Raw genomic sequence first — 25,103 nt, forward strand, 5'->3', positions numbered from 1 at the left:
GGGAATGTCGCATATTGGCACATTCCAGAAGTAGACTGAACGTCCGTGATGTTGCGATAACCAGACCTTAGGGCAACTGCCGATTGCCTGAGACTGCCCGTCTCGACAGCCCATCCCACCCGCTTCATGCAGCGTGGGCCTGTGTCTTTCCATGTCTATTCGCCGCCATGTCCTATGTCGGGCACCGGCATTGAATGGACACTCTGATAGTAGTGGCTTTCGTCGCCGATGAGGATCTTGGCCAGTCCGTCGATCTCCTGCACCACACGGTCGACTTGCCGGTATTCCGGACTGCCGATTGGGATGTCCGCCAACGTCCGCGTGAGAAGGTGACGGGTTGGTCGCAGGGACTCTAGCAGCCTGTCGGCGATCTCCCGGGTCATGGCTCGCCGGGACCGCCTCGAATGACCGTGTCGCATGGGATTGAAGCCTCAAAGTTCTCCGCTTCGGCTCTCGCCTGTGGGGCGGGGACGAAAACGATGCCGAGCCTACGCTCGATGCATTATGATCAGCTTACTCCGGAATGACGGGAGGCGGAGCGCAGCGGCGTCACGCCGATCCGCCCGCGGACGTACCCGAACGACAAAGCCGCGGCCAATCGTTCGATTCGTTGTTCCTGAACGAGTTGCTCGACAAGAAGGGCTTTGATGGCGGTTCTCGGATTACCGCCACAAGCCTCGATCACGGCCGTGACATCGGCTTCCATCGGATCATCGTCGCATGCGGCCTGAATCTGTTGAGTCATCGTGCTCTCCTGTGCGAGCTGTGACGCTACCGATTCGAGATGCCGCCCGCCACAGAAATGTTCTCTGTTTGTTCTGGTCCTGTGGAATGTGTGGACACCGCCCTAAGGGGCACATTCAGTTGTTGCCTCGGTCGGAGATCCAACGCACTCGTTGGGTAAAGCCTCGTGGCCCGATCGCTATGTCAGGCAACGAAAGGCGAAAGGGAATACCGTTGGTTCAAAGATGCGGAAACGTTCTGGTAGATTGCAAGCCGGCGGAGGAGCACATTTGCCAATAGGCTGTTGGCAAATGTCAGCGCATCAAGATGCTCCTGAAGCATCCATCTCTGGCAGAACAGACCTACGCCAAGGAGGGTGGCTACGAGGCTATGAGCGATCCCCAAAGCCCGAATGACGCTGCCAGGAAAGCGGACCTTCAAATCCGTCAGGAGCTGCTTGAGACGCTCGGCGTGCCGAAGGGGGCTGCGACCGTCGCCCGCCGCCCGACGCCGGAGGGTGATCTCCTTGTGGTTCGTCTGACAACGTCCGGCCTACTGCCGGCCGACCAGCGGCCTGCGAGCTTCCGAGGATTTCCCGTCACCTACCAGGTTGTGAGACCGGTGAGGATCGGGCGGCTTTAACGAGACGCAGAGTTGCACCTTCCCCGGGGAGGCGGAGCCCTTTTGTTGGACAAGCTGTTATAGAGTGAGACCCGTCACGAGGAGGGTTGGTCATGGCCACCTATGTTGTCGCGATCCGGCGGGAGGCACGGTCGGACACCATGACGGCCGAGGAGTGGGTCTGCCAGGTGTCTGGCGTCGTTGTGAAAGCGGCAGGCAATCCAAGCCAACTGGTAATCGAAGCCTCGCCCCAAGCGGCGTCCGAGCTCGAGCGTCGCTTCGGCGACAAGCTCATCGTCGAGGCAGAGAGCCGTCACAAGCGACTGCTGTAACCTGATGGGTCCCGGCAGGCGGAGCGTGCATTGTATTGCCCGCATGGGTGCATTGACGACATAGAATTCCAGAATCAACCGCTCTGGCGTTACTATATTTCGTATCGATGCGTTCTGGACGATGGACGCAACGGTTCTCTGGAAAAGAGGGTTTGCCCCTCTCAACTTGGGGCCGCTGGGAACAGCGGTCTTTTTCTTGACCGAGCACCACGTCAGGGCGTGACTGGATGGCGAACATCGGACCAGATCAGGTCGAAGCGGAAGCGCGGGCGCTGCTCAAGGAAGCCATCGAGCGTTCAGGATGGTATCCCATCCTCTCCCGTGCGGAGCGAGACAAGCGCATTGAGCGGGATGTCGATCGCTACTGGCATGTGATGGCGCAGGACGCGGCCCAGCGCCTCCTCGATCACTTTGAGGCGTGCTCCCGTGTCGCTTGTCACAGAGCGGGTCGGGCTCAGGACGTCGGCTCTGGAGCCAGCCTCGGGCCTTCGGGCAGGGGATGAACTCCTGATCCTCGTTCTACGGTCGGGGCAGAGCCCCGAGGTGATCACCGGCGTCAGACTTCAAGTTTTTCGGAACATCACAGCTACATGGTGAGCCAGGACGTGATCCAAATTTGCCGGCCAGAGCCAGCCTCACACTGTCAGGGTCTTGAGGCGACGGGGGCGGTTGGGATCCAGCTTCAACGGCAGCACCGTCACGATCACCTTCGTCCGGCGATCATAAACAATCCTCACCTTTGGAGAGACAGCAGGATTCCGCCGCGTCAGCTTCGCGAGGATCATCACTCTAGAGTGCTTCTCCCAATAGGGATTCGCGAATGCGGAGCGGTACTTGCCTTCGATCCGGTCCACAAGATCGATTAAAGCCTCCGGCTCGTAATCGGCGGGGTTGTACCGGGCGCAGAACTGCTGAAGGGCGTGGACCGTCCAGTGACGCCTCAGCACGGCTATGGGGTGCTTGCGGAACTTGGTAGCAGTCATGGCGGCCCTGGAGCTGCGCTGATCACCTCACACCATAATTACCATATCTGCGGCCCTCATGGCTTTGGGCATTCGCCCTTGACGGTGGACAACCCGTTTAGCGGCGATCAGCGGGAGTGTGATCGTCCTTCAGATCTTCCTCCTATGGCTTGGGTCATCAACCCGTCAGGGGCTGACACATGAACGGCATTTCCCAGACGAGCGTAGATCCATGCTGGAGAGCACAATCAGCCTCGCCTAGGACCTCGCGTAACCGTACTTGGTCATTGCAACAATATGGCAGATGCCGCTGAAAGCGGTTTAGAGAAGCTCTGAACGACCTTTGGCTTCTGGAAGGGAAAGCTCCCAGTCATGCCGCTTCAGGGGGCGTGGCGAGCGTCTAATGAGGTCGTTTTCTCCACGGACCTCGCCGAGAAAGCAAAAAGGGCGGGAGATTAACCTCCCACCCCTATGTCGTCCTTCATCACAATTGCGGGCTGCAGCTCACAGGCTTATGTCTACTGAGGGAAACTCATTGCTCGCTTGCATATCCTCCCGCTGTTTCGGCGGGAGGAAGAACTACAGCTAGTAAAAAAGGAAGTGGCTGGCCCCTAAGGGACAAGCTTTTAGTTGTAGATTCGGCTGTCTATTCCTGCGCTTGCCCGACGATGCGAGCGCCGGTCCGTTCGCCCCGGAGCCTGGCCTTTTTCGGTTGCATCGCACAGAGATGCGTCTGTCCTCCCGTACGGCGGAGGAGCCATATGCCTCTTCTCTATGATATATCGTCAGCCATAGCGACGCTGACCCCGGCTCCCTGTGTTCCGTTACGATTCGACCGAGGCCGCCGAGAAGGGGCAGTGTGTCCCATGGTGGTTTCCGCTATGACGCGGTCCATATGCTCGCGTGCCTCACGCTCTGTTCCGAACGTGCCGCAGAGATCCAACTGCCTGCGGGAGCCACTGAAAAATTCGACGGCAGGATGACGCCCGTTGACATAGCGGACCGCCTCGATCCGACCTGTGCTCTCACATATCCACTCGTTGTCGGACACCCGCACCCAGCGCCGGGCCAACCTCAAGCGCTCCAAGGCCTCGCGGAATGCTGCGGCACTGGCGTAACGCCGTGCTGGGTCCGGATCGCAGGCCTTCCTTAGGATCGTTTTAAGCGCCCTTGGCAGGTAGGGCTTGAACCCAATCCGCCGCGCCATCGTCCCGTTGCGAAGATCGGTCTCCCAAGCCCCGGCATCATCGATCACGGTTCCCCAACCTGGCATGTTGTTGGCCACCCGCAGCAGGGTCAGGCCAGCGGCGAACACGTCGCCCAGCGGCGAGAACTCGCCCGAGTTGACCGCCTCGGGCGCAGCATGAAACTGGTAGAACAGGTCGGTTACCCTGATCCCCGTGTGGGGTTGGATGATGGTGCCGAAGTCAGAGAGCTTCGCCTTGTTCTGCGCGAGCATAATGTTCGCGGGCTTCACGTCCCGATGCACGATCCCCCGCGTGTGTGCGTGCTCCAGGGCGAAGAGCACCTCCTTCACCGCTTGGACGCCGTCGATCAGGGGGACGAACCCTTGCATCAGCCGGTCACCGAGCGAGCCACCCTCGATAAACTCCATCTCAATGAGAACGAAGCCGTTGATCACGTCCGCGCCGTGAATTTTCACGACGTGGTCGTGGGAGCAGAGGTTTTGTGCTTGCGCCTCGATTGCGGCGCGGTGCGTGGTCGGATCGGTGACCTCGATGGTCTTGAGGGCGGCGGGGCGGCCCACGGGCCGATTGATGACGTGGTGGACCTCGCCGAAATGGCCGTGGCCAAGTGGGCGGATCACCTCGAACTTGTTGAGCAGCATCTCACCGGGCTGCACGCGGTAAGTATGATCAGGCATCGAGGGCCATCCATGCGGCGAGGGCAGCCAGCTTTTCCGGATCACCCCATTTGTCCGGGCGGCCTGCGATCACCTCATCGCAGGCCTCGAACTTGTTCCCGACGAACCCCAGGGCCTTCTTGGAAAACGATTGGGACACGTACTCGCTGATCGGCAGGCTGCGGTCGTGGGCCACGAGGTTCAGGATGCCGAATGGGAACGTGAGGTAAGCCACCTGATCGGCGCTATTGGCGTCGAGGGACACTCGATAGGCGAGGCGGTCCGGGGCTGTTCGAGAGATAACCTCTCCGAACGTTTGTTTGAAGTAGTTTGCGAGTGCGGTCCTGGGCTGGTCAGGATCGAAGCGGTCGCGGTTGTGCGAAACATAGACGGGCTCACAGCGTGTGCCGCTCAGGACACAATGCCAAAGCTCGCCCTTCTTGATGTTGAAACCGAGTGCCGACACGTGCGGGGCCCCCATCGAATCCGATTGGCGCCGGGCATGCATCCGCGCGCGCTGGGCAGATGCTGGCCGGCGGTCGGGTTGAGATTGATTGTGTTTTGGATTGGTGGACGGGTCGCCCGGGGGCGGGCGGCCCGTTTCATCGCCGTGGAGGGGGAAGCTCAGTCACGGAAGAGCTTCCCCTTTGGCATCCCTGCTTGCCGACAAACTATGTGGGTCGGAGCCGACACACTTATGGTCACTGCCGACAAACTATGGGGTGCCGCACAACAGCTGCGAATTATCCGCATGGACATACGTCCACTGAGGAAACCTGTCATTTGCTTGCATATCCCCCCGCTGTTTCAGCGCGAGGAAGAACTATAGCCCGATCATGCTGAGAAACAGAGTTGCCTTAATTTCGCTGCAAGGCGATTAGAGCCCCGCTGAGCGATTTTTCGGCTCTGGAAGGGAATGCTCCTGGCCATCTCAAATAAGGGGTGCTGTTGGCGCTCTAATGAGATCGCTTTCTGAGCGCCCTCTCAGCGAGAGTGGCCTCTCCGCCACGGTGGCAAGCTATCTCTTCCAAATGACCGAAGGCCGCTGCAAGCGGCCTTCGCTAGAGTTTGTCACCACATTAGGGGTGCGCTAAATTTTGTCTTCGTTTGAGGCGCGGTCAGCGAGATTCTCGCCAACCTTTGTGAGCGTCCTCAGGCGACGGTACGAAGAGTACTCAACTGCACCCTGTTGTCGATCCGCACGTGTCGCACTTCAGACACGTCCCGTTCCGCACCAGCGTGAAGTTTGCGCATTCGGGGCAGGCTTCGCCGACATAGCCCTTCATCTTGGCCTCGGCGCGCTTGTCGGCGAGGGAAGGGGCGGGGGCTGAGAACCCCAGCTTTGCCATCTCGACTTCGCCGACCCTTTCCTCCTCCTGCGGGGCGGGCTGGGCGAGCTCGCTCTTGAGGGCGGTCGCGCCGACCGTCACACCGCCTGTGCGCTGCGTCACGCCTCCGGCGCTGCCGCCGCCGGGGATCAGCATGAGGCGGTCCACCGTGCCGCGGGTGAAACCGCGGGAGACGACTGCCGTGGCGGGGGCGGGCTCCGGCGCCTTCGACTGGGCCTCGCCCGAGCCGATGGTGGTGGGGCCTGCCTCCGACGGGTCCACATGGGCGAGATCGTTGCGGCCGAGATAGGAGACCGCGAGCTCTCGGAACACGTAGTCCAGGATCGAAGTCGCTGACTTGATGCGCTCGTTGCCCTGCACGAAGCCGGCCGGCTCGAAGCGCGTGAAGGTGAAGGCCTCCACGTATTCCTCCAGCGGCACGCCATATTGCAGGCCAAGCGAGATCGCGATGGCGAAGTTGTTCATCATCGCCCGGAAGGCCGCGCCCTCCTTATGCATGTCGATGAAGATCTCGCCCAGGCGGCCGTCGTCGTACTCGCCGGTACGCAGGTAAACCTTGTGGCCACCGACGACGGCCTTCTGGGTGTAGCCCTTGCGGCGGTCGGGCATCTTCTCGCGCTCGCGCAGAGCCACCACGCGCTCGACCACCTTCTCCACGATCTTTTCCGAGACGTGAGCGGCCTTGGCGGCGGCGGGCAGGGCGGCCACGGCTTCCACCGCATCCTCCGTGTCCTCCTCCTCATCGGCGATGAGGGCGGAATTCAAAGGCTGCGAGAGCTTGGAGCCGTCGCGGTAGAGGGCATTGGCCTTGAGCGCCAGCTTCCAGGAGAGCATGTAGGCGTTCTTGCAATCCTCGACCGTGGCATCGTTCGGCATGTTGATGGTCTTGGAGATCGCGCCCGAGATGAAGGGCTGCGCCGCCGCCATCATACGGATGTGGCTCTCCACCGAGAGATAGCGCTTGCCGATCTTGCCGCAGGGATTGGCGCAATCGAACACCGCGTAATGCTCGGCCTTGAGATGGGGCGCGCCTTCGAGAGTCATCGCGCCGCAGATGTGGATGTTCGCAGCCTCGATGTCGGCCTTCGAGAAGCCCAGGAACTGGAGCAGGTCAAAGGACGGATCGTTGAGCTTTTCCGCGGGCACCTTGAGCGTGCCGGTCAGGAAGTCCTCGCCGAGGGTCCAGCGGTTGAACACGAACTTGATGTCAAAGGCCGATTTCAGGCCCTTCTCCACCGCCTCGATCTTCTCCTGCGTGAAGCCCTTGGCGCGCAGGCTGCCGGGGTTGATTGCGGGAGCCTGGCTCATGGAGCCGTGGCCGACTGCATAGGCCTCGATCTCGGCAATCTCGGACTCGCGGTAGCCGAGGGCGCGGAGCGCATCAGGCACGGCGCGGTTGATGATCTTGAAGTAGCCGCCGCCCGCAAGCTTCTTGAACTTCACGAGGGCGAAGTCGGGCTCAATGCCGGTGGTGTCGCAATCCATCACGAGGCCGATCGTGCCGGTCGGCGCGATCACCGTGGCCTGCGCGTTGCGGTAGCCGTTCTTCTCTCCGAGTTCGAGCGCCTTGTCCCAGGCGGATTTCGCATGGGCGATCAGCTCCGCGTCGGGGCAGGAGACGTGATCGAGCGGCACCGGGTTCACGGAGAGGCCCTCGTAACCCTCGCTCAGGCCATGCGCCGCGCGGCGGTGATTGCGGATCACGCGCAGCATGTGCTTCGCGTTGGCCTTGTAGTTCGGGAACGCGCCGAGCTCGCCCGCCATTTCGGCGGAGGTGGCGTAGGACACGCCGGTCATGATCGCGGTGATCGCGCCGCAAAGCGAGCGGCCCGCATCGGAGTCATACGGCAGGCCCATGGTCATGAGCAGGCCGCCGATATTGGCGTAGCCCAGGCCGAGGGTGCGGTACTCATAGGAGAGCTGCGCGATCTCCTTCGATGGGAACTGCGCCATCAGCACCGAGATCTCGAGCACGACGGTCCACAGGCGGCAGGCATGCTCGAAGGACTCCGCGTCGAACTTCTGTGCGGCGCGGTCGAAGAACTGCAGCAGGTTCGCAGAGGCGAGGTTGCAGGCCGTGTCGTCCAGGAACATGTATTCCGAGCAGGGGTTCGACGCCCGGATGCGGCCACCGGCGGGGCTGGTGTGCCAGTCGTTCATGGTGGTGTTGAAGTGCAGACCCGGATCGGCCGAGGCCCAGGCGGCGTGGCCGATCTGCTCCCACAGGTCGCGAGCTTTGAGGGTTTTGACCACCTTGCCGTCCTTGCGGGCGGTGAGCTTCCACTCGCCGTCGGTCTCGACGGCGCGCAGGAAGTCGTCCGTGATCGAGACGGAGTTGTTGGAATTCTGGCCCGAAACCGTGAGATAGGCCTCCGAATCCCAGTCCGTGTCGTAGACGGGGAAGTCGATATCCGTGTAGCCCTGACGGGCGAACTGGATGACGCGCTTGATGTAGTTGTCCGGGATCTGCACCCGGCGCGCCATCTTGATCTCCTTCTTCAGAGCCGGGTTCTTCTCCGGATCGAAGCAGGCATCGCCCTCGGCCTCGCAATTCACGCAGGCCTTCATGATGGCCTTGAGGTGCTTGGAGGCGAGTTTGGAGCCGGCGACCAGCGCCGCCACCTTCTGCTCCTCCTTCACCTTCCAGTCGATGTAGCTCTCGATGTCCGGATGATCCACGTCGACCACCACCATCTTCGCCGCCCGGCGGGTGGTGCCGCCCGACTTGATGGCGCCGGCCGCGCGGTCACCGATCTTGAGGAAGGACATGAGGCCCGAGGAACGGCCGCCGCCGGAGAGCTTTTCGCCCTCGCCGCGCAGCTTCGAGAAGTTGGAGCCTGTGCCCGAGCCGTACTTGAACAGGCGCGCCTCGCGGACCCAGAGATCCATGATGCCGCCCTCGTTCACCAGATCGTCCTCGACGCTCTGGATGAAGCAGGCATGCGGCTGCGGGTGCTCGTAGGCCGATTTCGACTTGGTCAGTTTGCCGGTCTTGTAATCCACGTAATAGTGGCCTTGGCCGGGTCCGTCGATGCCGTAGGCCCAGTGCAGGCCGGTGTTGAACCACTGGGGAGAGTTCGGCGCCACCATCTGGTTGGCGAGCATGTAGCGCAGCTCGTCATAGAAGGCCTGTGCGTCCTCCTCGGAGGAGAAGTAGCCGCCCTTCCAGCCCCAATAGGTCCAGCAGCCCGCGAGGCGGTCGAATACCTGCTTGGAGGAGATCTCGGAGCCGTAGCGGCTCTCTTCCGGCAGCTTGGCGAGTTCCGCCTCGTCCGGCACGGAGCGCCAGAGCCAGGAGGGGATTTCGTTCTCTTCGACCTTCTTCAGCTTGGCCGGAACACCCGCCTTGCGGAAATACTTCTGGGCGAGGACGTCGGAGGCCACTTGGCTCCAGGTCTCCGGCACCTCGATGTTCTCGAGCTTGAAGACGATCGAGCCGTCCGGATTGCGGATCTCGCTCGTGGCAAGCCGGAAGGCGAGGGAGGAATAGGGCGATTGCCCAGCTTTGGTATAACGCCGCTCGATCCGCATCTTTCAAATCCTCAATTTAGGGACAAACGTCCCCGTGGCCACAAGTTGCCCCTGTGGCTCTTCAGCCCAAAATTTATTCGACGCCCCAACGACCCGTTCTTCTCGGATCGCCACACGCAACACGCCCGAGTTTCGGTCTCCTCCAGACGCCACAGGTCGCGCGGCAAAACGCGTTGCCACGGCCTCTGAACGCTTGCCTTCGGGAGATTTCGACCGCCCTTTCGGGCTGGCCGCCGGTCTCGGATCGGAACCCCGGCAAGCTAGTCGTGTTGCGAGCCTCACGTCAAGAACTTGTGCTGCGCGTTCTTGTTCCAACTATATATAGTGGGCAAATGTTAAGAATGTGGAAAACTGGCTAAGCTACAGAGACTCCATCAGGAATCCCGAGGCTCGTCACGAAGGCCGCAGATCCGGCCACCTGACTTCCATCCAAAGGATGGTCGGTGCACCCGCTCGGGCGCGCATTCGGAGAGGGATGGTTCCGTCCGCGCCTGAGCCGGAAACAGGGCCGGTTTTTCCCAGAAAAGCGGTGCCCTGCGGGATAAAACCGGGCCAAGCCGGGAGAAACGCCGGCTGCTCTGATTCTCACCCGCACTAGAAGGCGGTGTCGAATCGCTAGCGGATCGAGGGGATAAGGCGGAAATCACTGTTGGGCCGGTCCTTTGCGCTGGGCGAGACTGCCCGGGACGCGAGAGGCCATGCCATCCACCATCTGGGACGGCTCCGGTCCATGCGATGCCTGGGGAAGACGCACCCCATGCGAAGTTGGCTGATGATCTATTCGTCGTGAGAGGCGGGCGTGCCCCGAGATCGGGGCAAAAACCCGCTTCTATGGACGTCCAAGTGAGCTGAGTCCCCGCCTTTTAGATGAGAGAAGACTAACGAGGAATACCTTCTGAGAACGTGCAGAATACGAAGCGATAGACCAGTGGTTGTCTTAATTCTCGGATTATCTGGAATTTGCAATCAGTGGTTGTTTCGAAGGCAGCCCGCGACATGTGTTTTATGTTACTTGATTACGTTTCCGTTTGGTTTAGCCTCGTACTCGAGCTAGACTTCAATGGAGACCGATCATGGCGACTGCCACACAGATCCTGCTTGCGGAACTCGAGCGCTTGATGGGAGGTGCTCTGCCGAACGGCGGTTACGGGGGCGTCCTACTGACCAACGGACCTATGGCCGACTCCGGTGAGAATGTTGCCGAAGTTGTCACAAGGATCGAGTACATAAACAAGGAATGGATAGAAACCCAGGAAATCGTCTATCGCAGGGTCCCAAGCAACCCGGAGCAGAGCGGATTGACGTTCGATCATGGGGCCCTCTTGTCCGATGGTGTGGAAAACTTCTCCGAGTACTGGGGCATAATCCTGGAGCCTGGAACAGATGCGGTAAAAGGCTGGCTCAACCCGATAGAACACTGGTTTTGGGACGTAATCGTGGATGCCCCTACCGCGGCCGAATACGAGATTCCCTATTCTCCCACATCGTTCTTCGATAAGTTTTTCTTCCGATACGAAATCGATTTCTGGGGGAACTTCTTCTTCGGGGGAGCGGAGGACGGAACGCCTCCGCCTGCGGAACAGCCCTCGGAACCGGAGGATCCTCCCCAAGTCTCTGTGAGGGGATTTGTCATCGGCTCCGGATCTGAGGCCCGTGTCGTCCATATGGCACGCGGTACCGAAGGGGACGATATCATAGCAGGCGCCAACATTGCCTACGGCGCTGGTGGAAACGATTTGATCGCGGGTACGGACTACCGCGACATTCTCTCTGGCGGGGCCGGGGACGACGTTCTCTCGGGCGGGCGCGGGGGGGACGTGATCTCCGGCGGCGCCGGCGTGGACACGGTGAGCTACGCCGCCAGCGCGAGCGGCATCAGCGGCGAGGGCATTCGGGTCAACCTGTCCACCGGCGTGGGCCTGCAGGGCGACGCCCACGGCGACCGGCTGCTCGACATCGAGAATGTGATTGGCAGCGCCGGCAACGACTTCATTCAGGTCGGCAATGACAATGCCGCCGATTTCGACGCGGCCGATTATCTCGCCAAGAACCCGGACGTGGCCGCCTACAAGGAGGCCCATCAGCTCAGCGATGCGTGGGTCTACCATCACTGGCGGGATGCGGGCCGCTTCGAGGGCCGCAGCGGCGGCTGGCACGGCACGACCAGAGGAGTCGGCGCGGACTGGGGCACCGCATTCGATCTCGCCGGCTATCTGGCGGCCAACCCGGACATCCAGGCCTACAAGGACGCCCACAATCTCTCCGATGCCTGGGTCCACAGTCACTGGATGGAAGCGGGCCGCCACGAGGGTCGCAATGGCGGGCTGAAGGCTTCCGGAGCGGTGATCGATTCCGGCGACGGCCACGATGTGGTGGTGGGCGGCGTCTACAGCGATCATCTGCGCGGCGGCAATGGCGCCGACTCGCTCCATGGCGGGCTGGGCCGGGACGTGCTGCTGGGCGGGGCGGGCCGGGACAGCCTGGACGGCGGCGCGGACAACGACCAGCTCTACGGCGGGCACGGCGACGACACGCTCCTAGGCGGTTCCAACGAGGACAGCATGGAGGGCGGCGAGGGCGCCGACAGCCTGAATGGCCAGGATGGCCATGACCTGGTGCGCGGCAATGCCGGGAACGACTATCTCGATGGAGCCAACGGCAACGACACGCTGGACGGTGGTGACGGTAGCGACTTCCTGACCGGCTGGATCGGCGCGGACCTGCTCCTGGGCGGCAGCGGCGGCGACACGCTTTATGGCGGCGACGGCAACGACACGCTCGAGGGCGGCAGGGGGCTGGACCTTCTCTATGGCGGGACCGGGCGGGATACCTTTGTGTTCGATGTCGCGGCGGACGGGGACGCGCAGGCCTATTCCTACATTCCGGTCGTAGTGGACCAGGTCATGGACTTCGCCGTGGGCGACGTGCTGCGGCTCGAAGGGGCGGGCGCAGTGACCTTCGCCCGGCAGCAGACGGTGACGTGGAGCGGCGTGACGCCGGTGGTCGGCTACCAGACCACGGTTCTGGTGGACAACAAGTACCAGATCATTCTGGAGAACTATGGCCGCAATCTCTACTGGGATGCGGCCTCGCACACGCTCATCGCCTACTGAGCTGATGGCGCAAGGCACGAGGCGACCAGAAGAGGGACGCCCGAGGCGACCCTTTCTGGTGGAACGAGCCAGGCCGGCGATAAGTGCTAATCCTTCCTGGACTTCTCATGAATCCGACGTCATATTCCGGCCAGCTTTCCGACCCTATGGCAGACGCATGAAACAGTTTTTGACCCAGTTCTTTACCTGGTGGAACGGACAGACCCTCGGCACCCGGTTCTATACTTGGCGCAAAGGTCAGTTCGTGGGCCAGGACGAGTTCGGCAATCGCTACTACCGGCACATCCAGGCCGAGGCGATCGACACGAACGTAGGCGCGGAGCGCCGCTGGGTCATCTATAACGGCGAGGCCGATGCCTCGAAGGTTCCTCCCGGCTGGCGCGCCTGGCTTTGCCATAACGGGGACGTGCCTCCGAGCGAAGAGACCTACCGGCCGTATTCCTGGGAGAAGCCTTATGTGCCCAACATGACCGGCACGCCCCAGGCCTACCGGCCGCAGGGCTCCCAGCTCTCCACTGGCCAGCGTCCCGCCGCGACCGGGGATTACGTCCCCTGGACGCCGGGCGAGTAAGGCTTGTCCGGCCCTCCCCATGATCGTGTTATGCTGAAACATTTCAACCCTCGTGCCTGTGTGGAATGTGGTCTGCCTTACGGCCACGCCGACTTCGCCTATCATTCCGGCAGGAGCGAGAACGGCCCGTCCTATTGGTCCGATCGCGGTCTTCTGTGCTCCGTAGCATGCTCCACGGCTCATTTCGAACGCCGGGAAAAGGAGGGCGACGTCATGAAGGAACCCGCGCCCAACCCTCTGGAACGGTGAGTTCGGGAGGTGCGCGTCCCGCAAAGAAGCCGACCCTGCGGTCGTCTTTGCCTCGATCGCCCTTTTTCCATCATGGTTCGCGTGTTATCGCGTTGCCGGAACCCGATTTGGGCGTTCTCGGCCCACAGCCAGTTCACAAGGGGCACGGATTAAGACAATGAAGTTGGAATGGACGCGGGCTGGACTGGTGCTCGCATCGGTCGCCGGTTTGGCGGGGGCGGCCCAGGCGGACAGAATCAAGAATCCGACGGCAGTGTTCTCGGGCCTCGACAAGATCACCGGGCGCATCGTTTCGTTCGAGGTGAGGATCGACGAGACCGTGCAGTTCGGCGCTCTCCAGATGACGCCCCGCGTCTGCTTCACCAAGCCGCCGACAGAAACCCCGAACACCACCTCCTTCGTCGAGGTGGAGGAGGCCGGCGCCGACGGGAAGACCCGCAAGGTGTTCTCCGGCTGGATGTTCGCCGCGAGCCCCGGTCTGCATGGCATCGAGCATCCGGTTTACGATATCTGGCTCGTGGACTGCAAAGGCGGTACGGAGGTGATCGCCGAGCCCAAGGAGAAGCCCGAGGAGCTGCCTCCGATCGAGGCGAGTCCGCAGCGCACATCGGCGGAGCCTGCCCGACCGGGCGACATCATGGCCCCTGCCGATTCCGTGCAGCCTCTGCCGCCGGCACCTCCCGTAAGCTCTGCGCCGCCTCAGCCGCGGCAGCCGGCGAGGAGAGGTCTCCAGGACTTCAACCGCAACGCGCCGCTCATCAACACGGATCGCTAGAAGCATCTAGAGCGCGGCGAGCACTTCCTCGCCGCTCAGGATCAGTCCCTTGGGCCAGGCGTACCAGTCGCCGTCGTGCTCCATGGCCAGACGCAACATCTGTTTGTAGCTGCGGCGCGGAATCTCGATTGCCCCGAACTGCGCAAGATGCGGGGTCACGAACTGCGTGTCGAGGAGGGTGAAGCCGCCGCGCTTCAGCCGGGCGACGAGGTGGACGAGCGCCACTTTCGAGGCGTCGCGCTCCGTATGGAACATGCTCTCGCCGAAGAACGCCCCTTTCAGGCGCACTCCATAGAGGCCGCCCACCAGTCGGCTGTCCCGGTAGACCTCCACCGTGTGGCAGAAGCCGGCGTCGAACAACTGACCGTAGAGATCCCGGATCCGCCGGTTGATCCAGGTTTTCTCCCGGTCCACGGCGGGAGCTGCACAGCCGGCGATCACCGCATCGAAATTCCAGTCGATCCGAACCTCGAACTCCTCCGAGCGGATTGTCCGGGCCAGCCGCTTCGGAACGTGAAAGGCATCGAGGGGAATGATGCCCCGCTCCCGGGGCTCGACCCAGAACAGGGACGGATCGTCGGCATCCTCGGCCATGGGGAAGATGCCGGCGGCATAGGCCTTGAGCAGGATTTCAGGGGTGACGGTGATGGTATCGTCGGCAGACCGGGTCATTCACCAACCTGTCCAATCGCGCGGGCCATGCCAGCAAACATAGAACAATCAGTGCCTAGGGTTAGACCGGACTGATGTAGATTTTGGCGAGCGCCCGCAAATCGTCCTGCGCCTTTGGTGTCTTTGTCGCGACGGTCCAGAGATCGTATTTGCTGGGCCGGCGGGCCACGGCGATGCTCGCGAAGCCTGCTCGAGCGCAGACGGTTTCCATCGATTTCGCAGTATAGCCCGTATGGTGGGCCATGTAGAGGTTGCCCTCCGCCATGGCTGGCCTGAACCCGTACAGCACGTCGATCGGCGAAATCGGACCCGCCGCACTCTCGTAGAGAGGGGTGTCGATATCGCCGCAAGCCAGCTTTTCACCAAGCGACTGCAAGTCGGGACAGGTGACGATCAGGAGGCCGTCGTCCTTGAGCACACGGTAAAAGGCTTTGAAGGCCGGCAGCACATCGTGCGGGTAGAGATGCTCCACATTGTGGGACGAGAAGACCGCGTCGAAGCTGCTCGATTCGACCTTCGCGAGTTCCGGCAGCTTGTCGACGATATCCGGCATCACGCCCTCGTCTATGTCGAGGGTCACTTCCTCCCACTCGAGCGACTTGAAGGGACGCAGGGTTTGATCCTTCCGCTTCTTGCCGCAACCGACGTGGAGGAAGCGCGGCATCGATCAGGCCTCCTCCAGTCCGCCCGTCTTGAGGAAATTCTCGAGCCAGTGAATGTCGTACTGGCCGTTCTGAATGTCCGGGTTGCGCACGAGGGTGCGGAAGAGGGGCAGCGTGGTGTCCACGCCGTCCACCACGAACTCGTCGAGCGCCCGGCGCAGACGCATGAGGCACTCGTTGCGGGTGCGGCCATGGACGATGAGCTTGCCGACGAGGGAATCGTAGTGCGGCGGGATACGGTAACCCTGATAGGCGGCCGAATCGACGCGCACACCGAGGCCGCCCGGCGGATGGAAATAGCTGATCGTGCCGGGTGAGGGGCGGAAGGTTGAGGGATGCTCGGCATTCACGCGGCACTCGATGGCATGGCCTTCGATCTTGATGTCTTCCTGCTTGACCGAGAGCGGATGGCCCGCCGCCACCCGAATCTGCTCGTTCACCAGGTCGATGCCGGTGATCATCTCGGTCACCGGATGCTCCACCTGGATGCGGGTGTTCATCTCGATGAAGTAGAACTCGCCGTCCTCGTAGAGGAATTCGATAGTGCCGGCGCCCGCATATTGCAGCTCCTGCATGGCTTTTGCCACGATGCTGCCGATGCGCTCGCGCATCTCGACATTCAGGGCCGGCGAGGGGCCTTCCTCCCACACCTTCTGATGGCGGCGCTGCAGGGAGCAGTCGCGCTCACCGAGGTGAATCGCGCCGCCTTTGCCGTCTCCGAGGACCTGGACCTCGATGTGGCGCGGCTTCTCGAGAAACTTCTCGATATAGACCGCATCGTCGCCGAAGGCGGCTTTTGCCTCCGTCCTGGCGGTCTGGAACGCGTGAACGAGATCCGTCTCGCTGCGGGCGACCTTCATGCCGCGTCCGCCACCGCCGGCGGCGGCCTTGATGATGACGGGATAGCCGATCTCCTTGGCGACGCGCTTGGCCTCGTCCACATCGGAGATGCCGCCTTCGGAGCCGGGCACGCAGGGGATGCCGAGCCGCTTGGCGGTGCGTTTCGCCTCGATCTTGTCGCCCATGATGCGGATGTGCTCCGCTTTGGGGCCGATGAAGGCGATGTGGTGATGCTCCAGCACCTCGGCGAAGCGTGCGTTCTCGGAGAGGAAGCCATAGCCGGGATGGATGGCGTCGGCGCCGGTGATCTCGCAGGCGGCGATCAGGGCCGGGATGTTGAGGTAGCTGTCGCGGGCCGCGGGCGGGCCGATGCAGACGCTCTCGTCCGCAAGGCGCACATGCATGGCGTCGGCATCGGCAGTGGAATGCACCGCAACAGTGGCGATCCCGAGTTCCTTCGCGGCGCGCAGGATGCGCAGGGCGATCTCGCCTCGGTTGGCAATGAGGATCTTATCGAACATGTCGCGCCTTACTCGATGACGAGGAGGGGTTCGCCGTATTCGACAGGGGTTCCGTCTTCGACATAGATGGCCGTCACGGTACCGGCGCGGGGAGCGACGATCTCGTTGAAGGTTTTCATCGCCTCGACCAGGAGCACCTTGTCCCCTGCCTGAACCTTGGAGCCGATCTCCACGAAGGGCTTCGCGTCAGGGGAAGGCTTGCGGTACGCGGTGCCGACCATCGGGGAGAGAACAGTGCCCGGATGGGGCGCGCCGGGCTTCGCAACCGCCGACGCATCGGACGCGGCCGGAGGCGGCGCGACGACCGGAGCCGGAGCAAGCGCGGCGGGAGCCGCGACCGGCACCGTCATGGCCGCCTGGATCACGCGGGCCACGCGGATGCGAAGGTCGCCCTTCTCCACTTCGATCTCGCTGAGATCCGTATCAGCGATCAGGTTCGCCAGCTCCCGGACGAGATCGGGATCGAAAGGGTTGTCCTTGGCCATGGGGCTCACCTCTTTATCGTGAGGAATCTAGTGCTGGGAGGGCTTCGCAAGCCTAGCCCGCTCGACCATGACGTGGTGAACCGCTTCCAGGCCGAGCAGATAGCTCATGGGACCAAAACCGCAGATCACGCCGATTGACACGGGTGCGAGGAGCGAGCGATGGCGAAAGCCTTCGCGAGCATGAACATTGGAAAGATGAATCTCGACCGTCGGCACGCCGCTGCCGGAGATGGCATCACGCAGAGCGATCGAGGTGTGGGTATAGGCGCCTGCATTGATGACGATGCCCGCGCCCTGCGCTCCCGCCTCCTGGATCCAGTCAACCAGATGTCCCTCATGGTTGGACTGGCGGAACGTGACCGCGACCCCCAGGGTCTCAGCCTTCCCGCGCACGAGATTCTCGATGTCCGCCAGCGTGGTGCTGCCGTAAATCTGGGGCTCTCGGCGGCCGAGCTGGTTGAGGTTGGGTCCGTTGAGGACGTGGACGTTGATCATCGCGAAAGGAGCATTCCGTAAAGCTCCGTCAGGCGGAGCCGAGACGCCCTCTTAGCCAAAAGGCGAGCATGGGGAAAGGGGAAAACCAAGTCTTTCCAGAGCTTGGCGCGATTTCCGTAGGGAGAGGGAAGTCGATTTGCGCGGAAAGAGCCCGTCACGGAGGTCAATGTGCCATGGCTGTCCCCGGACTTGATCCGGGGATCAGTCCCGGCAGCCCGGTACGCCCCCTTCGTCATGGCCGGCCTTGTGCCGGCCATGACGAGCAGAAGGGCGCGGTGCTCGGCGGAAGCGGGATTCCCGCCTCGGGCCGGGAATGACGTTCCGCAGTGGCTTAGCCTAGCCGCAATCGGCCTTGCCGCAGGAGCGGACGTTCGCGATCAGCTGCTTCAAGGGTTCGATGCCGACTGCGCCCGGGATGACCGTTTCGCCGATGATGAAGGCGGGGGTGCCGGTGAGGCTCAGCTTGTCGCCGAGAGCCATGTTTTCCTGCAGGGCGTTGCGGATTTCGGCACCTTCCATGTCCTTCTGGAGCTTGGCCATGTCCACACCCATCTCCTTGGCAACGGCCATTGCGCGCTCGCCGTTCACGCGGCCGCGGGTTTCCATCACCTTCGCGTGGTAGTCGAACAGCTTCTGGCCCTGCAGCTGGTTCTTCACGGCCAGAGCCACGCGGCTCGCCTCCACGGAATCAGGGCCCAGGACGGGAAAGTCCTTGAGCACGACGCGCAGCTTGGGATCGCTCTTCATGAGCGTCTGCACATCGGCGAGCGCCTTTTTGCAATAGCCGCAATTATAGTCGAAGAACTCGACCAGGGTGATGTCGCCGGACGGGTTTCCGGCCACGTAGGAATGCGGCGCGTTCAGGAGCGTCTGCTTCGTCTCCTGGACGGCGCTCGCCTGGGCGGCCTGCTGAGCTTGGGCCTGGCGCTTCTCGAGCTCGCCGATGACCTCGGTCAGGACCTCCGGGTTCTTCAGGAGGTAGTCCTTCACGATCTCGCCGATCGCCTGCTTCTGCTGCTCGTTGAAGACGGCTGTCTGGGCCATGGCGGCCGGAGCGACGGCGAGGACGCCGAGGAGGGCCGCGGCCCGGCAGGTTTTGAGAAGCGAGAGGCGCATATCCGATCCTTTGCGGAGTTTACCGTACGATGTCTGGCGTGAGTTAGCTTTTTCGCGAGTGCGGCGTCAAATCACGGCTTCGTACCGTGAAGCCGGCCGTTCTCCCCGGGCCCGGCCACGGCGGCGGGAACATCGTTCTTGAGGATGGCCTTCCAAAGGGCTACGAGCCTTTCCATGACAAAATCGACCGCCGATCAGACCCCGCCCCTCGTCGCCCGCCGCATGGACCGGGTCTCGTCCTTCCTGGCCATGGATGTGTTGAGCGCCGCTGCGGCGAAAGAAAGGCGGGGGGACAGCGTGATTCATATGGAGGTGGGCCAGCCCTCCGCCTCTGCTCCCCGCGCTGCCCGCGAGGCGGCCAAAGCCGCTTTGGACCTCGGTCGAATCGGCTACACCGAGGCCCTTGGCATCGCGGCCCTGCGGGAGCGCATCGCCCGCCATTACCGCGACGCCTACGGCGTCTCCCTCGCCCCTGAGCGCGTGGTCGTGACGACGGGCTCCTCCGCGGGCTTCGTGCTGGCCTTCCTGAGCCTCTTCGATGCCGGCCAGCGCGTCGCCATCACGGCGCCAGGTTATCCGGCCTATCGCAACATTCTGGAGGCGCTAGGCATCGAGCCCGTGGTCATTCCTCTCACCAGGGCGGACGGCTGGATCATGACAGCCAAGGCCGTCGAGAGGGCCCATGCGGAGAAGCCGCTCCACGGCATCCTTGCCATGAGCCCGGCCAATCCCTCCGGAACCATGATCGGGAGCAAGGCGCTCGGTGAGCTTGGTGCGACCTGCCGCCGCCTGGGGCTCTGGTTCGTCTCGGACGAGATCTACCATGGCTTGACCTATGGTGAAGCCGCCACGTCGGCGCTCGCCTCGGACGACGACGCTGTCGTCATCAACTCGTTTTCGAAGTACTATTGCATGACCGGCTGGCGCATCGGCTGGATCGTGGTGCCCGAGCGGCTCGTACGGCCAGTCGAGCGGCTGGCGCAAAACCTCTACATCTCACCGCCCTATCTCTCGCAGGTCGCGGCGCTCGCAGCCTTCGATGCCACGGAGGAACTGGAGGCGGTGAAGGCTGCTTATGCCCGCAACCGCACCTACCTGCTCGAGGAACTGCCCCGGATCGGCATAGCCGACATGCACCCGGTGGACGGTGCCTTCTACATCTATGCCGATATCGCCCGCTATACGAATGATTCCATCGGCTTCTGCAAGCGCATGCTGGAGGAGACAGGCGTCGCCGCCACCCCCGGCCTCGACTTCGATCCCATCGAAGGCTCCCATTACCTGCGCCTGTCCTTCGCGGGCTCCGAGAATGACTGCCGCGAGACTGTGGAGCGGCTCCGGGGGTGGTTGAGGTGATATTTCTCCCCCGATCGCCGGTCCTGCGCCGGTGATCGCGACTGGGTGAGGCGCTGCGCCATTGCGATGGCCGGGACAGGCCCGGCCATGACGAAGCGATCTGCGCTAACGAGTCCCTTCAACAAAAATGCCCGGCTCTCGCCGGGCATTCTGCTTTTGAGTTCTACGACCCGCTGAGGACCGACTTGGCCTTCGACCACCAGCCGGCCCGCTTCGGGCGCGCTGGGTCGGGTGGGGTGAGCACGACCGCGACCGGCTCTGGCTCGGGAGCCGCAGGGCTGGGCGCTTCCGCCGGCTCCTCCTCGGCAGGCTGCGGCTCAGGCTTCGATTCTATGCGCTCGTCCGGCGCGGCAGGCTCCGAAGCAGGAGCGGCGGGTTCAGGAGCAGCGGCCTCAGCCGGGGCGGGCTCGGCCACGGGCTCGTCCAGGGTGCCAACGGCCTGGGCAACGGCCTCGGTGGCCGCGACGAAGCCTTCCTCGGTGGCGAAGGTCTCGAGGGCCTCGTCCCGGCCGCGGCCACGACCACCGCGACGGCCACGACGGCGGCGACGACGGCCATTGGCCTCGGTGCCATCGGACCCCTCGTTGTCCTCGTCCGACGCCTCGATTTCTGCGCCTTCCTGCTCGTCGCCTTCGGCGGCTTCGCTGTCGGAGCCTTCCTCGTCGTGGTCAGCGCCTGCGAAGGCCTCGCGGTCACGCCCACGGCGGCGGCGGCGGCGGCGGCGGCGGCGGCCATTGCCTTCGCCTTCCTCACGACCTTCCTCGGAGGCGCGGGCCTCTTCCTCGACTTGCTCCTCGTCCTCGATCTCCGGCTCAACCTCATCCGCGACGTCGATCGGGGCGATGGCGTCGATCTGGATACCGGTGGCGGCCGCCTTGTGCTCGAGGCGCAGCGCAGGCTCGCCCCGATCGATGACATAGTTCGTCGTACCGAGGAGCGTGTCGTCGGCCACGATCGAGATGGACACGCCGAAGCGGGTTTCCAGCTCGCGCAGGTGCACGCGCTTCTGATTGAGGATGTAGAAGGCCGCCTCCATCCGTGTGCGGACGATGAGGTTGTAGCCGGAATTCTTGATGAGGGTTTCCTCGATCGAGCGCAGCACATGGAGCGCAACGGACGGGGTCGAACGGACGAAACCGGTGCCGGCGCAATGAGGGCAGGGAACGGAGGAGGATTCGAGCACGCCCGTGCGGATGCGCTGTCGCGACATCTCCAGCAGGCCGAAGGGGGAGATGCGGCCCACCTGGATGCGGGCGCGGTCGTTTTTCAGGCACTCGTTCAGCTTCTTCTCGACGGCGCGGTTGTTGCGCTTTTCCTCCATGTCGATGAAATCGATGACGATAAGGCCCGCAAGGTCGCGCAGGCGCAGCTGACGGGCGATTTCCTCCGCCGCCTCGAGATTCGTTCGCAGCGCCGTGTCCTCGATGTTGTGCTCGCGGGTGGAGCGTCCCGAGTTCACGTCGATGGAGACCAGCGCTTCCGTCGGGTTGATGACGAGATAGCCGCCGGATTTCAGCGTTACGACGTTGGAGAACATTGCATCGAGCTGGGCCTCGACGCCGTGCTTGGCGAAGAGCGGCTGCGGCTCGCGGTAGGGCTGGACGATCTTGGCATGGCTCGGCATGAGCATGCGCATGAAATCCTTGGCCTCGCGGTAACCCTCCTCGCCCGAGACGAGGATGTCGTCGATCTCCTTGTTGTAGAGGTCGCGGATGGCGCGCTTGATCAGCGAGCCTTCCTCATAGACCAGTGCCGGAGCGGAGGAATTGAGGGTCAGTTCGCGCACGCTTTCCCACAGGCGCATCAGATATTCGTAATCGCGCTTGATCTCGGGCTTCGTGCGCGAGGCGCCTGCCGTGCGCAGGATGATGCCCATTCCCTCGGGCACCTCCAGCTCCTGGGCGATTTCCTTCAGGCGCTTGCGATCGGCCGCGTTCGTGATCTTGCGCGAGATTCCGCCGCCACGCCCGGTATTGGGCATGAGCACCGAATAGCGGCCGGCAAGGGACAGATAGGTGGTGAGGGCCGCACCCTTATTGCCGCGTTCCTCCTTCACGACCTGAACCAGCAGGATCTGGCGGCGCTTGATGACCTCCTGGATCTTGTACTGCTTGCGCGGGACGCGGCGCTGAGGAACGTCCTCCATCGCGTCGCCGCCGCCGAGCTGCTCAACGTGGTCCTCGTCCTCACCCTCGGCGTTCTCGTCCTCTTGGTCCTCTTCGTCCTCGTCCTCGTCCTCGTCGCTATCAGACTCGGCTTCCTCGGATTCGGTCTTCTCGGATTGGGTTTCTCCGGAGGCCTCCTCCTGCGCCCCTGGCTCCCGAGATTCGGCCTCGTGGGACACTGCTTCCTGGGAGATGGTTTCCGGAGCTCGGGCCGGGGCTTCCTGACTGTCGGCGGAAGCCTGAGCTTCATGGGAGTTCTCGTCCCCCTGGACCGCGTCGACGGAATCGCCTGAGGCGGGCTCGAAATCGCCCGCGGCGGCGATCAGGTCGAGGGTGTCGTCCGTGCCTTCTGCGGGAGCCGGTGCTTCGGCGGCGCCGTCCGTGCTCGCCTCGACCTCGGAGGAGACGACCGTGTCGTGATTGCCTGCGCGGCGCTGGGCGGAGCGACGGCGGCGGCGGCTGCGGTGCTCTTCCTCGCGCTCCTCCTCGGCCTGCGCCTCGGCTTCGGCCTCGAGCAGGGCCTGACGGTCGGCAACCGGGATCTGGTAGTAATCGGGATGGATTTCGCTGAAGGCGAGAAAACCGTGGCGGTTTCCGCCGTACTCGACAAAAGCGGCCTGGAGGGACGGCTCTACGCGGGTGACCTTCGCGAGATAGATGTTCCCGCGCAATTGCTTCCGGTTAGCGGATTCGAAGTCGAATTCTTCGACCTTTTGACCACGTACCACCACAACCCGGGTTTCTTCCGGGTGGGAGGCATCGATGAGCATCTTGTTTGCCATGTTGAACTCTCGACATGGCGATCGAGGGCAGGACCTGAGGCAGTGGCCGCAGTGAAGGCGGATGACCACGCCGCGATAGGCGGCGGCGGGCTGGAATTGCGTTCGGAGTGCTGTCGATCGCCATCGTGCGCCTCAGAGGGGCGCATTCTGGGTTGAAACGGGACGGCTCTGGGCCGGATGAGGTGAGGGAAGGGCGAGCGCGAAAAGAAACGCGCGCTTGGAACGGTGCCGGAACGAGAGTCAGAGCTGACTTCGTGTGCGCAACCATTCAAGACGGCCCTTTCTAGGAATCGATGGGCCGGACGAAATCCGGTCATCGGCAATAAGCGGCGATCTGCATCGCCCAATGAACCCTTCCGAGCGCCTGTCGAGGGTGACGGGATCCATGAGGACTGGTCAAGACAACCATCTCCTCAGGTCCTCCGCCAGATTCGGCCATGCCGGACGGGGTCATGATCATTACAGATCGAATGGGGCATTTGGCAAGATGTCGAGGCATGTGTCGTTAATGCAACAGAGTCTCGATATTGAGCTTTTGTTGTGAAACTTCGTTAACCAAAGGCCGCCTAATAAGATAGGAAGGGAGCGCGAAAGTTCCAGCTGCAGCATGAGAAACAAGCCCTTCATAAGCCTGATCCGTGCGGGCCTCCTGGTGATGCTCGTGGCCCTGTTTGGCGGTCCCGCCCGGGCGAACGCTGACGCCGGGAAGGCGAGCGCGCCGATCATCGCGGCCGACGTATCCGTCGAAGTGGATGGCCCCATAACCCGGTTCAGGATCTCGCTGTCGAAGCCGGTGACGGCCCAAGCCTCCCTCATGGAGCGACCCGACCGGCTCATCATCGACCTGCCGGAAGTGGCGTTTCACCTGCCGCCGGATTCTGGGCGTCAGAAGGCAGGCGTGATCTCCTCTTTTCGCTACGGTCTTTTCGCTCCGGGGAGCTCCCGGGTCGTGATGGAACTGGCTCAGCCGGCGACCGTCTCCGGAATGACAGTGGATGCGAACGCTGCCGGAGGAACGGCTCTCTTGACGATCGAACTCACCCCAACGGAGCGGGACGCCTTTCGCCGCGCGGCGGCCGACAGCGCCGCCAATGCGGCCCGGTCCACGGCATCAGAGCCGGCTCCGATCCCCAGGGACGCCCGCCCGGTCGTCGTGATCGATCCCGGTCATGGCGGCATCGATCCCGGCGCCAGTTCGTCGAGCGGGGTGTTCGAGAAGGATCTCGTGCTCGCCTTTGCCAGGAAGCTGCAGAAGAAACTCATGGAGAGCGGCCGCTATCAAGTCGTCATGACCCGGGACGAGGACGTGTTCATCGCCCTGAGCGACCGCGTGCGGGCTGCACGGAGGGTGCAGGCCGATCTCTTCATTTCCATCCATGCGGATTCGATCTCCGGCGGGCAGCAGGTCCGGGGACTGACCGTCTATACGGGTGCGGACCGGGCGTCCGACGCCGATTCGGCCAGCCTGGCGGACCGTGAGAACAGGGCCGATGCCGCGGCCGGCGTCGAGCTGGCCGACATGCCGGACGAGATTTCCGACATCCTGCAGGAATTGACCCTGCGGGAGACTCGCGGCTTTTCGCACAATTTCGCGAATCGCCTGGTCGGCGAGTTCGATTCGATCGCCCGCCTGAACAAGAACCCGCACCGGCAGGCCCGTTTCCAGGTGCTGCGGGCCCATGACGTGCCCTCCGTCCTGGTGGAGTTGGGCTACCTGTCCAGCAAGCAGGATCTCGACCTGCTCATGTCCGAGGAATGGCGGGGCAAGATGGTGGATGCCATGAGCGTGGCCGTGGACCGCTTTTTTGCCACCCGCCTCGCTCGGCAGGGGGCTGCCGCAGTTTTACCATAGATAGAGTGTGGATACCCGTAGCGGGGGCGCGATTCCTCGGTTAACAGAGCAAGGCAGACTAGGCCGG

General features: G+C 62.9%; 21 protein-coding genes. 8 read left to right on the forward strand and 13 right to left on the reverse strand.

Translation table 11 applies throughout. The features are described 5' to 3' along the window. Window positions 1-155: 155 nt before the first annotated feature. Window positions 156-383, reverse strand: coding sequence for a hypothetical protein (locus GR328_RS13220; RefSeq protein ID WP_160884991.1), 228 nt, complete (start codon window positions 381-383; stop codon window positions 156-158). A 125-nt stretch (window positions 384-508) separates the two neighbouring features. Then, on the reverse strand, window positions 509-745 hold the full coding sequence (locus GR328_RS13225) for a hypothetical protein (protein ID WP_246215852.1): 237 nt from the start codon (window positions 743-745) through the stop codon (window positions 509-511). Window positions 746-1,050: 305 nt separating this feature from the next. On the opposite strand from GR328_RS13225, the gene GR328_RS13230 reads away from it, so the two are divergent. The 3 genes from GR328_RS13230 (at window position 1,051) to GR328_RS13240 (ending at window position 2,179) form a co-directional block, all read left to right on the forward strand. After that, window positions 1,051-1,365: a hypothetical protein gene (locus tag GR328_RS13230; RefSeq protein WP_160884992.1), complete on the forward strand. Its 315-nt coding sequence runs from the start codon at window positions 1,051-1,053 to the stop codon at window positions 1,363-1,365. A 92-nt stretch (window positions 1,366-1,457) separates the two neighbouring features. Continuing rightward, window positions 1,458-1,676: a hypothetical protein gene (locus GR328_RS13235; RefSeq protein ID WP_160884993.1), complete on the forward strand. Its 219-nt coding sequence runs from the start codon at window positions 1,458-1,460 to the stop codon at window positions 1,674-1,676. A gap of 227 nt (window positions 1,677-1,903) precedes the next feature. Further along, window positions 1,904-2,179: a hypothetical protein gene (locus tag GR328_RS13240; RefSeq protein WP_160884994.1), complete on the forward strand. Its 276-nt coding sequence runs from the start codon at window positions 1,904-1,906 to the stop codon at window positions 2,177-2,179. A 132-nt stretch (window positions 2,180-2,311) separates the two neighbouring features. Here GR328_RS13240 and GR328_RS13245 read toward each other — a convergent pair whose 3' ends face one another. The 4 genes from GR328_RS13245 to GR328_RS13260 all read right to left on the reverse strand — a co-directional run bounded on the left by GR328_RS13245 (window position 2,312) and on the right by GR328_RS13260 (window position 9,382). After that, window positions 2,312-2,659: a hypothetical protein gene (locus tag GR328_RS13245; protein WP_160884995.1), complete on the reverse strand. Its 348-nt coding sequence runs from the start codon at window positions 2,657-2,659 to the stop codon at window positions 2,312-2,314. A 751-nt stretch (window positions 2,660-3,410) separates the two neighbouring features. Beyond that, a complete protein-coding gene (locus GR328_RS13250) occupies window positions 3,411-4,523 on the reverse strand; it encodes a serine/threonine-protein kinase (protein WP_160884996.1) in 1,113 nt (370 codons plus the stop codon). After that, window positions 4,516-4,968 (reverse strand): hypothetical protein, encoded by a 453-nt coding sequence (locus tag GR328_RS13255; protein WP_160884997.1) that lies wholly within the window; start codon window positions 4,966-4,968, stop codon window positions 4,516-4,518. The genes GR328_RS13250 and GR328_RS13255 overlap by 8 nt, the downstream gene beginning before the upstream one ends. A gap of 709 nt (window positions 4,969-5,677) precedes the next feature. Further along, on the reverse strand, window positions 5,678-9,382 hold the full coding sequence (locus GR328_RS13260; protein ID WP_160884998.1) for a vitamin B12-dependent ribonucleotide reductase: 3,705 nt from the start codon (window positions 9,380-9,382) through the stop codon (window positions 5,678-5,680). Window positions 9,383-10,455: 1,073 nt separating this feature from the next. Here GR328_RS13260 and GR328_RS13265 point away from each other — a divergent pair. The 3 genes from GR328_RS13265 (at window position 10,456) to GR328_RS13275 (ending at window position 14,090) form a co-directional block, all read left to right on the forward strand. Continuing rightward, window positions 10,456-12,495, forward strand: a complete 2,040-nt coding sequence (locus GR328_RS13265; RefSeq protein WP_160884999.1) for a calcium-binding protein — start codon at window positions 10,456-10,458, stop codon at window positions 12,493-12,495. Between the two features lie 157 nt (window positions 12,496-12,652). Next, window positions 12,653-13,066: an NADH:ubiquinone oxidoreductase subunit NDUFA12 gene (locus GR328_RS13270; protein ID WP_160885000.1), complete on the forward strand. Its 414-nt coding sequence runs from the start codon at window positions 12,653-12,655 to the stop codon at window positions 13,064-13,066. 406 nt (window positions 13,067-13,472) lie between these two features. Continuing rightward, window positions 13,473-14,090, forward strand: a complete 618-nt coding sequence (locus tag GR328_RS13275; protein WP_160885001.1) for a DUF2155 domain-containing protein — start codon at window positions 13,473-13,475, stop codon at window positions 14,088-14,090. Window positions 14,091-14,096: 6 nt separating this feature from the next. Here GR328_RS13275 and aat read toward each other — a convergent pair whose 3' ends face one another. The 6 genes from aat to GR328_RS13305 form a co-directional block, all read right to left on the reverse strand. After that, window positions 14,097-14,762, reverse strand: a complete 666-nt coding sequence (aat, locus tag GR328_RS13280; protein WP_160885002.1) for a leucyl/phenylalanyl-tRNA--protein transferase — start codon at window positions 14,760-14,762, stop codon at window positions 14,097-14,099. A gap of 61 nt (window positions 14,763-14,823) precedes the next feature. Next, window positions 14,824-15,426 (reverse strand): class I SAM-dependent methyltransferase, encoded by a 603-nt coding sequence (locus tag GR328_RS13285; RefSeq protein ID WP_160885003.1) that lies wholly within the window; start codon window positions 15,424-15,426, stop codon window positions 14,824-14,826. 3 nt (window positions 15,427-15,429) lie between these two features. Next, window positions 15,430-16,785, reverse strand: coding sequence for an acetyl-CoA carboxylase biotin carboxylase subunit (gene accC / locus GR328_RS13290; RefSeq protein ID WP_160885004.1), 1,356 nt, complete (start codon window positions 16,783-16,785; stop codon window positions 15,430-15,432). An 8-nt stretch (window positions 16,786-16,793) separates the two neighbouring features. Continuing rightward, window positions 16,794-17,270 (reverse strand): acetyl-CoA carboxylase biotin carboxyl carrier protein, encoded by a 477-nt coding sequence (accB, locus tag GR328_RS13295; RefSeq protein ID WP_160885005.1) that lies wholly within the window; start codon window positions 17,268-17,270, stop codon window positions 16,794-16,796. A 27-nt stretch (window positions 17,271-17,297) separates the two neighbouring features. Beyond that, entirely contained in the window at window positions 17,298-17,765 is a 468-nt protein-coding gene (gene aroQ, locus GR328_RS13300) for a type II 3-dehydroquinate dehydratase (protein WP_160885006.1), read from the reverse strand. A 336-nt stretch (window positions 17,766-18,101) separates the two neighbouring features. After that, window positions 18,102-18,881 (reverse strand): DsbA family protein, encoded by a 780-nt coding sequence (locus GR328_RS13305; protein ID WP_160885007.1) that lies wholly within the window; start codon window positions 18,879-18,881, stop codon window positions 18,102-18,104. A gap of 174 nt (window positions 18,882-19,055) precedes the next feature. On the opposite strand from GR328_RS13305, the gene GR328_RS13310 reads away from it, so the two are divergent. Next, complete coding sequence (locus GR328_RS13310; protein WP_160885008.1) at window positions 19,056-20,237, forward strand: pyridoxal phosphate-dependent aminotransferase; 1,182 nt, start codon at window positions 19,056-19,058, stop codon at window positions 20,235-20,237. Window positions 20,238-20,400: 163 nt separating this feature from the next. Here the strand turns inward: GR328_RS13310 and GR328_RS13315 are convergent, their stop codons facing one another. Further along, window positions 20,401-23,184, reverse strand: a complete 2,784-nt coding sequence (locus GR328_RS13315; protein WP_160885009.1) for an Rne/Rng family ribonuclease — start codon at window positions 23,182-23,184, stop codon at window positions 20,401-20,403. Between the two features lie 607 nt (window positions 23,185-23,791). Between GR328_RS13315 and GR328_RS13320 the strand changes: the two genes are divergently transcribed. After that, complete coding sequence (locus GR328_RS13320) at window positions 23,792-25,036, forward strand: N-acetylmuramoyl-L-alanine amidase (RefSeq protein ID WP_160885010.1); 1,245 nt, start codon at window positions 23,792-23,794, stop codon at window positions 25,034-25,036. The last annotated feature ends 67 nt before the right edge of the window (window positions 25,037-25,103 follow it).

The sequence above is a fragment of the Microvirga makkahensis genome, from assembly GCF_009830105.1.
Taxonomy (GTDB): Bacteria; Pseudomonadota; Alphaproteobacteria; order Rhizobiales; family Beijerinckiaceae; genus Microvirga; species Microvirga makkahensis.